This window comes from Pseudomonas sp. NPDC085632, from assembly GCF_044541255.1.
Taxonomy (GTDB): domain Bacteria; phylum Pseudomonadota; class Gammaproteobacteria; order Pseudomonadales; family Pseudomonadaceae; genus Aquipseudomonas.
This window is the reverse complement of sequence record NZ_JBITSX010000003.1, coordinates 257,191-270,378: the sequence shown is the minus strand read 5'-3', so window position 1 is coordinate 270,378 and position 13,188 is coordinate 257,191. Positions and strand designations below refer to the sequence as shown.

Below are 13,188 nucleotides of genomic sequence, written 5' to 3'. Positions count from 1 at the left end.
GCCTTGTTCGATGAGTCGACCATCGAGCGTTACGTCGGCTACTTCCAGCGGCTGTTGCAGGCGATGGTCAACAATGATCAAGCGGTGCTTGAACACGTGGCGTTGTTGGCGGATGACGAGCGTCAGCACCTGCTGGTCGATCTGAACGCAACCACGGTCACCCACGATCTTGAGCAGACCGTTCATGGTCGCTTCGAGACGCAGGTGTTGCGCACGCCAGACGCGGATGCCGTGGTGGCCGGTGAATTGCGTTTGAGTTACGCCGAGTTGAACCGCCGCGCCAACCAACTCGCCCATCACCTGCGCCAGTGTGGCGTGGGCAGCGATTCGCGGGTGGCGATCTGCGTCGAGCGTGGGCCGCAGTTGCTGGTCGGTCTGCTGGCAATTCTCAAGGCTGGCGGCGCTTATGTGCCGCTCGACCCGGGTTATCCCGCCGAACGTCTGGCCTACATGCTTGAGGACAGCGCGCCCGTGGCGGTGCTGGTGCATGCGCCGACGCGTGCGCTGATCGGCGAGTGGGCGGGCGTGCGGGTCGATTTCGACCAGTGCACCTGGCAAGACCTTGCGCAGTGCAATCCGCAGGTGCCGGACTTGAGCGCGGCGAATCTGGCCTATGTGATTTACACCTCCGGCTCCACCGGCACGCCAAAGGGCGTGATGGTCGAGCACCGCAACCTGGGCAATCTGCTGCACTGGAGCGCCGGGCTGTGCCCGCTTTCTACCGGCGCCGCGCTGTTGCAGAAAACCCCGTTCAGTTTCGACGCCTCAGTGTGGGAGCTGTTCTGGCCGTTGAGTTGCGGCATGCGCCTGGTTCTCGCCGGCCCGGACGATCACCGCGATCCGGCCGCGCTGGTGCAACTGATTCGTGAGCAACAGGTGAGCGTCATCCAGTTTGTGCCGGCGCTGTTGCAGCAATTCCTTGACGTGGAAGAGGTCGGCGAGTGCAGCAGTCTTTCCGATGTGTTCTGTGGCGGCGGTGAGCTGACTGCCGCGCTGGTGCGCAGCGTCCGCGAACGTCTGCCGCAGGTGCGCTTGCACAACGTTTATGGCCCGACCGAAGCCACCGTCGACAGCACCGTGTGGACGCTGGAACCGCATTCGCCGGTACCGCAAGGCGCGCCGCCGATTGGCAAACCACTGTGCAATACCCACGTGTATATCCTCGATGCTCATCAGCAACCGGTGCCATTGGGTGTGGTTGGTGAGATGTATCTGGGCGGTGTGCAAGTGGCGCGGGGTTATCTGCATCGACCTGAGCTGACGGCCGAACGCTTTCTCGACGATCCGTTCTGCGATCAGGCTGGCGCGCGTTTGTACCGCACCGGCGACGTCGCACGGTATCTGGCCGATGGCAGCATCGAGTATCTGGGGCGCAACGACGATCAGGTCAAGATCCGTGGTTTGCGTATCGAACTGGGCGAGATCCAGGCGCATCTGGCGCACATCGACGGCGTGCGCGAAGCGGTGGTGCTCGCTCGTGAAGACGTGCCGGGCGATCAACGGTTGGTGGCGTATTACAGCGGCGGACCGCTGGACATCGAACAGCTGCGCAGCCAACTGCTCAAGCATTTGCCGGATTACATGGTGCCTGCCGTGTTTGTGCATTTGCAGGCCTTGCCGCTGAGCCCCAACGGCAAACTGGATCGACAGGCCTTGCCGGCCCCCGACCAGACTGCACGGCTGACCCGCGCGTACGAAGCCCCGATCGGTGAAGTCGAAACCGTGATTGCCGGTATCTGGGCCGAGTTGCTGAAGGTCGAGCGGGTCGGGCGCTTTGATCATTTCTTCGAGCTGGGCGGCCACTCGCTGCTGGCGGTCAATCTGGTCGCGCGCATGCGCCGGGCCGGACTGTCGGTGGATATTCGCGTGCTGTTCGGCCAACCGACGCTGGCCGCATTGGCAGCGGCGGTGGGCGGAGAGCCTGAGGCAGCGGTGCCGGCCAATCTTGTTCCGGCGGGTTGCGCGCGCATCACGCCTGATTTGCTGCCACTGGTGACGCTGGATCAAGCGACGATTGATCGCATCGTTGCGAGTATCCCCGGCGGTGCGCGCAATGTTCAGGACATCTACCCGCTGGCACCTTTGCAGACCGGTATCCTGTTCCATCATCTGTCGGCGGCGCAGGGCGATCCATATGTGCTGCAGGCGCAGTTTGCCTTTGCCGATGAACAGCGTTTGCAAGCCTTCACCGACGCACTGCAACAAGTGATCGAACGCCATGACATTCTGCGCACGTCGCTGTTCTGGGAAGGCCTTGAAGAGCCGGTGCAAGTGGTCTGGCGTCAGGCTTCGCTGAGCTGCGAGTCTTTGGTGCTTGATGCCGAAGCGGATGATGCGCTGAGCCGGTTGCGTGACCGCTTCAGCATCGACAACTACCGCATGCCCGTCACCGAGGCGCCGCTGATGCGTGTGGTGTACAGCCGCGACGTGTCCAATCAACGCGTGGTGGCGTTGTTGCTGTTCCATCATTTGGTCATGGATCACGTGGCGCTTGAGGTGTTGCAGCACGAGATGCAGGCGTTTCTGTTGGGCAACGCCGCGCACTTGAGCGAACCGGTGCCGTATCGCAACTACGTGGCGCACACCCGCGCCGGGCTGAGCGCGCAAGAGCACGAAAGCTTCTTCCGCGAAATGCTCGGTGCGATCGATGAGCCGACCTTGCCCTATGGTCAGAATCTGGTCCATGACGGTCCCGCGCAAGAAGCCCGGTTGACGCTGGAAAACACACTCAGCCACAGCGTACGTCAACAAGCACGGCGCTTGGGTGTCAGCGCAGCCAGCCTGATGCACCTCGCCTGGGCGCAGGTGCTGGGGCAATTGTCCGGGCGCGACGCGGTGGTCTTCGGCACGGTGTTGCTCGGCCGATTGCAGGGCGGTGAAGGCTCGGAGCGCGCGCTCGGTGTGTTTATCAACACTTTGCCGCTGTGCATCGAGCTGAACGCCCATAGCGTCAAAGGCGCCGCACTGGCGACCCACGAACGCCTGAGTCAGCTACTCGCTCACGAGCACGCGCAACTGGCGCAGGTGCAACAGTGCAGCGCGATGCCGTCGGGCACGCCGCTGTTCAGCACACTGCTCAACTATCGTCACAGCGCTCCGGTCGGGTCGGTGTCCGCCGAGGTGCAAGCGGCGTGGCAGGGCATGCAATTGCTGGCAGCCGAGGAGCATACCAACTATCGCCTGACCCTCAGCGTTGACGATCTCGGTGAAGGTTTCAGCCTGAAAGTATTGGCCGGGGCCGGCATTGATGCGCAGCGTATCTGCGGGTACATGCAGGCTGCGTTAAGCGTGTTGCTTGAGGCGCTGGAGCACACGCCGCATGTGGGCTTTGATCGGTTGTCGATCCTGCCGGCACCCGAGCGTGAACAGTTGCTGGTGCACTTCAACGCGACCGAGGCCGATTACCCGCGTGGGCTGACATTTGGCCAGCGCTTCGAGTCGCAGGTCGCCGAGCGTCCACAAGCGGTGGCAGCGGTGTTTGCCGGGCAGCCGCTGACTTACCTGCAGCTCAATCGTCAGGCCAATGCGTTGGCGCATCACTTGATCGAATCGGGCGTGAAACCTGATGATCGTGTGGCCATCGTCGCCCGCCGTGGTCTGGATACGCTGGTCGGTCTGGTCGCCATTCTCAAGGCTGGCGCCGGTTATGTGCCGATCGACCCGGCGCATCCTGCCGAGCGGATCAGCTATCTGCTCGGCGACAGCGCGCCGGTCGCGGTGCTCACTCACAGCGATGTGCACGAGAGACTACCGGCGCTGGCCGTGCCAGTGATCGATATCGACCTGTGCGCATGGCCGGCGCAGGCGCAGCACAACCCTGCGGTGCCGGGTCTGAGCGCTGCGCATCTGGCGTACGTGATCTACACCTCGGGTTCGACCGGTCTGCCCAAAGGGGTCATGGTCGAGCACCAGACGCTGTCCAACCTGGTCGACTGGCACTGTGATGCGTTCGATTTATGTGCCGGCAGCCACACCTCAAGCCTTGCCGGATTTGGTTTCGATGCGATGGCCTGGGAAGTCTGGCCGGCGCTGTGTGTGGGCGCGACCTTACACCTGGCACCGACCCATGACGGCAGTGAAGACATCGACGCATTGCTCGAGTGGTGGCGCGGGCAACCGCTGGAGGTGAGCTTCCTGCCAACGCCGATTGCCGAATACGCATTCAGCCAGAACCTCGATCACCCGACTTTGCGCACCTTGCTGATTGGTGGCGACCGCTTGCGCCAGTTCAACCGCGACCAGCGCTTCGCCGTGATCAACAACTACGGCCCTACCGAGGCCACCGTGGTCGCCACTTCCGGGCGTATCGACGTCGGCACGGCGTTGCACATCGGCCAACCGGTGGCGAACGCGGCGGTCTACTTGCTCGACGAGCAGCAACGCCCGGTGCCCATGGGCGTCATGGGCGAGTTGTACGTCGGTGGCGCGGGCGTGGCCCGGGGTTATCTGAACCGCGCCGATCTGACCGCCGAGCGCTTCCTGCGCGACCCGTTCAACCCCTTGCCGAATGCGCGCATGTACCGCACCGGTGACCTTGCCCGTTGGCGCGAAGACGGCTCGCTCGACTACCTGGGGCGTAACGACGACCAGGTGAAAATTCGTGGCATGCGTATTGAGTTGGGCGAAATCGAGACTCGCCTCAATGAGCTCCCCGGGATCAACGAAGCGGTGCTGCTGGCCCGCGAGGACCAACCCGGCCAGCCGCGACTGGTGGCCTATTTCACCGAACAGGCGGGGGCCGAGCCGCTGGCGCTGGGCGAGTTGCGCGCACAGTTGCTGACACAGTTGCCCGATTACATGGTGCCGGCCGCGTTTGTCCGGCTCGAAGCTTTGCCGCTGACCGCCAATGGCAAGGTCGATCGCCGAGCATTGCCGAAACCGGATCTGGCCGCGCTGCCGACTCGCGAATACGTGGCGCCGCAAGGCCAACTGGAAACCGCCCTGGCGCAGATCTGGGCCGAAGTGCTGCAAGTCGGGCAGGTCGGCCGTCACGATCATTTCTTCGAACTCGGCGGTCATTCGCTGTTGGCGATGCGCATGGTCTCGCTGATCCGTCAGCGCCTCGGCGTCGAACTGGCGCTGAGTGATCTGTTTGCCGACGCGCAATTGAGCGCAGTCGCTGAAGTATTGAATCGCGCCGGGCGTAGCGTGCTATCGGACATTGTGCCGGCACCGCGTGATCAACCGTTGCCGATGTCCTTCGCCCAACAGCGCCTGTGGTTCCTGGCGCAGATGACGGGTGGCAACTCGGCATACAACATTCCCCTCGGCTTGCGCCTGCGCGGCCACCTCGACGTTGATGCCCTGCAAGCGGCGCTGGCACGGATCGTTGCCCGCCACGAAACCTTGCGCAGCCGTTTCATCCGTATCGACGACAGCGCACACGTATCGATTATCCCGGTCGATAGCGGTCTACTGTTGCGCGTTGACGACCTGCGACAACAGCTGCATGCCGAACAGACTCTGCAGACATTGATAGCGCAGGAAACCTCGACTGCTTTTGATCTGCAGAACGATCCATTGATTCGCGGACAACTGGTGCGTCTGGCCGACGATCATCATGTGCTGCTATTGACCGTGCATCACATCGTCGCTGACGGCTGGTCGATGGGCGTGCTGACCGCTGAGTTGATGGCGTTGTATCAAGCGTTCAGCCACGGTCAGCCTGATCCGCTGCCGCCATTGACCCTGCAATACGGCGACTACGCCGTGTGGCAACGTCAGTGGCTCAGCGGTGACGTGCTGCAGCGGCAAAGCGACTACTGGCAGCAGACCCTTGACGGCGCGCCGGCCTTGTTGACGTTGCCCACCGATCGCCCGCGACCGGCACAACAGGACTATGCCGGCAGCCACGTCGAAGTGCTGCTGGACCAGCGCCTGAGCGCAGGGCTGAAGACCTTGAGCCAGCGTCACGGCGTGACCCTGTTCATGACCCTGATGAGTGCCTGGGCGATGCTGATGAGTCGCCTGTCTGGGCAAACCGATGTAGTGATCGGCGCGCCGGTGGCCAACCGCAGCCGCGCCGAAGTCGAAGGTTTGATCGGCATGTTCGTCAATACGCTCGCCGTGCGCATCGACACCTCGGGCGCACCGAGCGTCGAAGCGTTGCTGGCACGGGTCAAGGCGCGGACACTTGAGGCGCAGGCGCACCAGGATCTGCCGTTCGAGCAGGTGGTGGAAATCACCCGGCCGGTGCGCAGCCTGGCCCATAGCCCGCTGTTCCAGACCACGCTGAGCTGGGACAGCAGCGTCGGCCCGCAACTGGCGTTGGGTGATCTGACGCTTGAGGGCGTTGCCGGCCCGGGCGAGGTCGCCAAGTTTGACCTGACGCTGACACTGGGTGAGGTCAACGGGGTGATTCGTGGCACGCTGAACTACGCCACAGCGCTGTTCGAAGCGCCGACGATTGCGCGTTACATCGGTTACTTCGAGCGCCTGCTCGAAGCAATGATTGCCAGTGATCAAGTGGTGCTGGAAAGCGTGCCGTTGCTGGCGGCGGATGAGCGTCAGCGCTTGCTCGGCGACTTCAACACCACAGCGCGTGACTACCCGCAAACACTGACCGTGCACGGGATTTTCCAGCAGCAGGCGGCGGCGCATCCCAAAGCGGTGGCGGCTGTGCATGGCGCACAGTCACTGAGCTACTTTGAGCTGAACGCTCAGGCCAACCGTCTGGCCCATCACCTGATCGTCGAAGAGGGCGTGCAACCGGGCGATCACGTGGCGATTCTGCTGCCACGTTCGCTGGAACTGCTGGTCGCGCAACTGGCCATTGCCAAATGTGCGGCGGCCTATGTGCCACTCGACATCAATGCACCGAGCGAGCGTCAGGCGTTCATGGTCGAGGATTGTCAGGCGGTGGCGCTGTTAACCCTCAGCAGCGAAGTCATCGACTACGCCGCACCGCGTATCGACCTCGACACGCTGACCCTCAACGGCCAGCCGACGCACAACCCGAATCTTGTGCAGTCGTCGGAGACGCAGGCGTACATCATGTACACCTCGGGTTCCACCGGCACACCGAAAGGGGTGATGGTGCCGCACCGGGGCATCGGCCGCTTGGTGCTTAATAACGGTTACGCCGATTTCAATGCGCAGGATCGTGTGGTCTTCGCCTCGAACCCGGCGTTCGATGCCAGCACCATGGATATTTGGGGGCCGCTGCTCAATGGCGGTCGCGTGGTGATCATCGACCATCAAACCCTGCTCGATCCGAATGCCTTTGGTCGCGAACTGAGTGCCAGTGGCGCGACGATCCTGTTCGTCACCACGGCGCTGTTCAACCAATATGTGCAACTGATCCCGCAGGCGCTCAAGGGCCTGCGGATTTTGCTGTGCGGCGGCGAGCGTGGGGATCCGGCGGCGTTCCGGCGGCTACTGGCTGAGGCTCCGGCATTGCGCATCGTGCATTGCTACGGCCCGACCGAAACCACCACTTACGCCACGACGTTCGAAGTGCAAGCGGTGGCCGAAAACGCCGAAAGCGTGCCGATTGGCGGGCCGATCGGCAACACGCAGGTGTACGTGCTCGACGCGTATCAGCAACCGGTGCCGATGGGCGTCACCGGGGAGCTGTATATCGGCGGGCAGGGCGTGGCGCTGGGTTACCTGAACCGGCCGGATCTGACTGCCGAGAAGTTCCTCCACGATCCGTTCAGCGAGACGCCGGGCGCGTTGCTTTATCGCACCGGTGACCTCGCGCGCTGGCTGGCACCGGGGCAACTCGACTGCATCGGCCGCAACGACGATCAGGTGAAAATCCGTGGTTTCCGCATCGAGCTGGGGGAAATCGAAAACCGTTTGCTGAATTGCCCGGGCATCAAGGAGGCGGTGGTGCTGGCGCGCCGTGACGGTCAGGACGCCCCGCGTCTGGTGGCGTACTACACGGCGCAAGCGGGACTGTTGGACAGCGCCGGACTGCACGCGCAATTGCATGCCCGCCTGCCGGAATACATGCTGCCGACGGCGTGGGTGCAACTCGAGGTGTTGCCGCTGAACAACAACGGCAAGGTTGACCGCAAGGCGCTGCCCGCGCCAACCCAGGAGGCGCTGCTCAGTCGGGTCTACGAGGCACCGGCCAATCCACTGGAAGCAAGCCTGGCACGGGTCTGGGCCGAGGTGTTGCAGGTCGAACAGGTCGGCCGTCACGACAACTTCTTCGAACTCGGCGGCCATTCATTGCTGGCCATGCGCATGCTCTCCCAAGTGCGCCAGCAATTGGGTGTGGAGCTGGCGCTGGCCGATCTGTTTGCCAACCCGGAACTGGCGGCGGTCGCCGACGTGTTGAGCCAGGCCGAACGCAGCCGCTTGCCGGAGATTCTGCCAGCGCCGCGCGATCAGGCGCTGCCGTTGTCCTTCGCCCAGCAACGCTTGTGGTTCCTCGCGCAGATGGACGGCGGCAACACCGCCTACAACATTCCTTTGGGCCTGCATTTGCGCGGCCGACTCGACGCCGTGGCCCTGCAACGGGCATTGGCGCGGATCGTCGCGCGTCACGAAACCCTGCGCAGTCGTTTCGCGCAATTGAACGATGAAGCGCAGGTGCTGATTGCCCCGGTCGACACTGGCCTGCCGCTGATTGAGGAGGATTGGCGACAACCGCCGCAGACCGACGAGGCCTTGCGCGCGCTGATCGAAACTGAAGCGCGCGGACCGTTCAATTTGCAGGACGGCCCGTTGATTCGTGGACGTCTGGTGCGTCTGGCCGATGAGCACCACGTGCTCTTGTTGACGATGCACCACATCATCTCCGACGGCTGGTCGATGGGTGTGCTGACCCGTGAATTGATGGCGTTGTATCAGGCGTTCAGCCATGGCGAGGCAGATCCACTGCCAGCGTTGGCCTTGCAATACGCCGACTACGCGCTGTGGCAACGGCGCTGGCTGAGCGGCGAGGTGTTGCAAGGCCAGAGCGATTACTGGCAGCAGACCCTGGCCGGCGCCCCGGCATTGTTGAGCCTGCCAACCGACCGACCGCGTCCGGCACAACAGGATCATCACGGCGGCAGTGTCGAGATCGTGCTGGACGCGCAGACCAGCGCCGGTCTCAAGGCGTTGTGTCAGCGCCACGCCGTGACGCCGTACATGGTGCTTATGAGCGCCTGGGCAATGTTGCTCGCGCGCCTGTCCGGGCAGTCCGATGTGGTCATTGGCTCGCCGGTGGCCAACCGTACCCGCGCCGAGATCGAAGGGCTGATCGGCATGTTCGTCAACACCCTGGCGCTGCGCATCGATACCTCAGGTGATCTGACGGGCGCAGCGCTGCTGGCGCGGGTCAAAGCCCAGACCCTGGCCGCGCAGGCGCATCAGGATCTGCCGTTCGAACACGTGGTGGAAATCACCCGACCGGTACGCAGCCTGTCCCACACGCCGTTGTTCCAGACCCTGGTGAGTTGGGACAGCAGCGTCGCGCCGGCCTTGGCATTGGGCGGTCTGACGCTGGAGGGCCTGGCCGGGGAAAATCACTTTGTGAAGTTCGACCTGTCGCTGAGCCTGGGGGAAAACCCGCAAGGCATCCGAGGCGCGCTGCGCTATGCCACAGCGTTGTTCGATGAGGCGACCGTGCGGCGTTTTAGTGGTTACTTGCAGCGCTTGCTGAAAGCGCTGGTCACCGATGACCAAGCGGTGTTGGCGCAGGTCAGTCTGCTTGCGGCGGATGAACAGCAGCGCTTGCTCGACGACTTCAATGCGACGCAAGTCGATTGCCCGGTCGAGCAACCGGTCCAAAGCCTGTTCGAAGCGCAGGTGCAGCGTCAGCCGGACGCGATCGCCGTGCAGTCGGGCGAACACAGCCTGACCTATCGCGAGCTGAATGCCCGTGCCAACCGTCTCGCGCATCACCTGCGCGAACAGGGCGTGGGGCCGGATGCGCGAGTGGCGCTGTGCGTCGAGCGTGGACTCGATCTGGTGGTCGGGCTGCTCGGTATTCTCAAGGCCGGGGGCGCCTATGTGCCGCTGGATCCGGCTTACCCGGCGGAGCGCCTCGACTTTATGCTCAGGGACTGCGCGCCGGTGGCGGTGCTGGTTCACACGGCCACCCGGTCGCTGTTTGCCGGGACCGACGTAGCTGTGATCGACTTTGACCAATGCAACTGGCACGCGCAATCGGAGGGCAATCCGCAGGTGCCTGGCCTGAACCCTGCGAATCTGGCCTACATGATCTACACCTCGGGTTCGACCGGCACGCCAAAAGGCGTGATGCTGGAACATCGTGGCTTGTGCAATCTGATGCATTGGGGATCGCAGATCTGCCCGCCGACCCCGGAGAGCGCGTTGTTGCAGAAAGCGCCGTTCAGTTTCGATGGCTCGGTGTGGGAGTTCTTCTGGCCGCTGACGACCGGTGTGCGCCTGGTGCTGGCACGGCCGGGCGGCCATCGGGAACCGGCGTATCTGGCACAAGTGATTCGTCAGCAACGGATTACCGTGGTCAAGTTTGTGCCGGCGCTGTTGCAGCAGTTTGTTGAACTGCAGGAGGTCAGTGAATGCACCAGCCTCAGCGATATTTTCTGTGGTGGCGGCGAACTCACCGCGGCGCTGGCCGCTGCTGTGCGCCAGCACCTGCCGTGGGTGCGCCTGCATAACGTGTATGGCCCGACGGAAGCCACGGTCGACAGCACGGCATGGACACTGGAACCGCACATGCCGGTGCCAACGTCGGAATTGCCGATCGGCAAAGCCATCTGCAACACCCGTCTGTATGTGCTCGATGCGCATGACCAACCGGTGCCGCTCGGCGTCATCGGCCAGTTGCACATTGGTGGTGTCGGCGTGGCGCGAGGGTATATGGGACTGCCGCAGATGCAGGCCGAGCGCTTTATCGACAGCCCGTTCGTGGACGGTGATCGCTTGTACCGCACCGGTGATCTGGTGCGCTACCGCGCTGACGGCAATCTTGAATTCCTCGGGCGCAACGACTTCCAGGTCAAGCTGCATGGTTTGCGATTGGAACTCGGTGAAATCGAAGCGCGGTTGATCCAGCACCCGGATGTGCGCGAGGTGGTGGTGCTGATGCGCGACGAGCGTCTGATCGCGTATTTCACTGTGCGCGAGGGCAATGCTGTGCCTGCTATCGACACGTTGCGCGCGTTGATTCTCGAGCAGTTGCCCGAGTACATGGTGCCGGGCGCGTTTGTTGCGCTAGACGCCTTGCCCTTGAGTCCCAACGGCAAGATCGACCGTCAGGCGCTGCCGGCACCGGGCCTGGACGCGGTGCTCAGCCGCCGCTACGAAGCACCGCAAGGTGAGGTTGAAAGCTTGCTCGCGCAGGTCTGGGGCGAGGTGCTCAAGGTCGAACAGGTCGGGCGCCATGACAACTTCTTCGAGTTGGGCGGGCATTCGCTGTTGGCGATTCGCTTGGTCAACCTGCTGCAACGTTCGGGGCAGCAGGTGACGCTGGCGGAGCTGTTCCAGCGGCCGAGCATCGAGGCGCTGGCCGCGCTGCTCAGTCAGCGCAGTGGTATGCCCGAACATCCGGAAGGACTGGTCGTGGTGCGACCGGGCGAGGGCGGTGATGCGCTGTTCCTGATCCATGAATTCAGTGGTCGGGACGTTTATTTCCCGGCATTGGGGATGCACATCGAGGGGCAGTTTCCGATTTACGGTTTGCCCGGCGTGCCGCTGGGGCAGCCGCAACTGCGCACCCTTGAGTGCATGGCCACGCGGATGGTCGGGATTATCCGCTCGGTGCAGCCGCATGGGCCGTATCGTCTGGCCGGGTGGTCGTTTGGTGGTTTGCTGGCGTATGAAATCGCGCAGCAATTGCTCGGTCTAGATGAGGCCGTGGCGTTTGTTGGTCTGCTTGATACCTACGCGCCGCATCCGGCCAGTCAGGATAAAACCCGCTGGAGCGGCGAGCAGCGCGACAAGCGTCAATTGCTTGAACACTGCCGCGCGCGTTCGCAGATGCGGGGTGCAGAAGGGCTGCCAGCGTTGGCCGGCGTAGAGAAGCTTGAGGCTGAAGTCGAACTCATCGCGTTCGATGAACTGTTCCAGCGCTGCTGCGAACAGCAATTGCCCGACCCGGAACTGGCCGCACTGACGGCGGCGCAGGCCTGGAGTTACTTTGATCGCGAGGCCGCTCATGGTCTGGCGCTGGCGCATTACCGGGTCAGCCCGGCCAGTCAGCCAGTGCACTTGTTCCGCGCGCAGGGATTGATGCCGGGGCAGGCACAACCGAGTCCGACCCGTGGTTGGGAGAACAAGGTTGGTACAGGTTTGCTGCGCTGCATCGATGTGCCGGGTGATCACCGCAGCATGATGAAAAGTCCGGATATCCAGGCACTCGGCCAGGCCTTGAGTCAGGCCATGGCAACGGCGCAGGCCCCGCAACCACAGGCTTATCAGCCCGTGTTGACGATCCAGAGCGGGCACGCCGGACATGCGCCGGTCTTTTGCGTGCCGGGGGCGGGCGACAGTGTCACCGGGTTCATTCATCTGACCGAAGCGCTCGGCCCGGAGTGGCCAATCTACGGTCTGCAACCCCGCGGGCTTGATGGCAGCGGCGTACCGCACAGTCAGGTAGAAGCGGCAGCGGCGTGTTATCTGCAAGCTGTCGAGCAACTGTATCCGCAAGGCCCGGTGCACCTGATCGGCCATTCGTTCGGCGGTTGGGTCGCGCATGCCATGGCGGCGCAGTTGCAGGCGACCGGGCGTGAGGTAGCGTCGTTGACCTTGATCGACAGCGAATCTCCCGGCGGCAACGGTACGGCGGGCAAGCCGTACACGACGACCGCCGCACTGGAACGCTTGATCGAGACGCTGCAACTGTCCAGCGGCAAGTCGTTGGGCATCGATCCGCTGGCGTTCGCCGAGGCTGACGACACCACGCAAATGCGCCTGTTGCACGAGGGCATGGTGCGCGCCGGTGTGTTGTCTGCGCGTTCGTCAGCGCAGGCCATGCACGGCCCGGTCCGCACCTTCGCCACAGCGCTGCGCACGGTCTATCAACCGCAACGGGCCTACACCGGGCCGGTACGGCTGGCGCTGGTCGATGACCCGACGCTGGATGCGTGGGGCAATCAGCGCGAGCAAGCGGCGATGGTCGAAGGCTGGCAGCGCCAGGTTGCGGATCTGGCGGTGTGGTACGGGCCGGGCAACCACTTCACGATTCTCAAGGCGCCCAACGTCTTCAGTCTCGCGGCGTGGTGGCATGACGGCCTGAAAGTGCCGGCCGGCCAAGTGCTGTCCTGA

1 protein-coding gene (only partly in view) is annotated in these 13,188 nt (G+C 63.4%); it reads left to right on the top strand.

What is annotated here, in order from left to right:
• Nucleotides 1-13,188: the 3' portion of a non-ribosomal peptide synthase/polyketide synthase gene (locus tag ACIF4X_RS04720; protein WP_397481151.1), read on the top strand. The gene continues 4,659 nt to the left of window position 1, outside the view; the window shows 13,188 of its 17,847 coding nt (coding positions 4,660-17,847); its start codon lies off the left edge, out of view; its stop codon occupies nucleotides 13,186-13,188.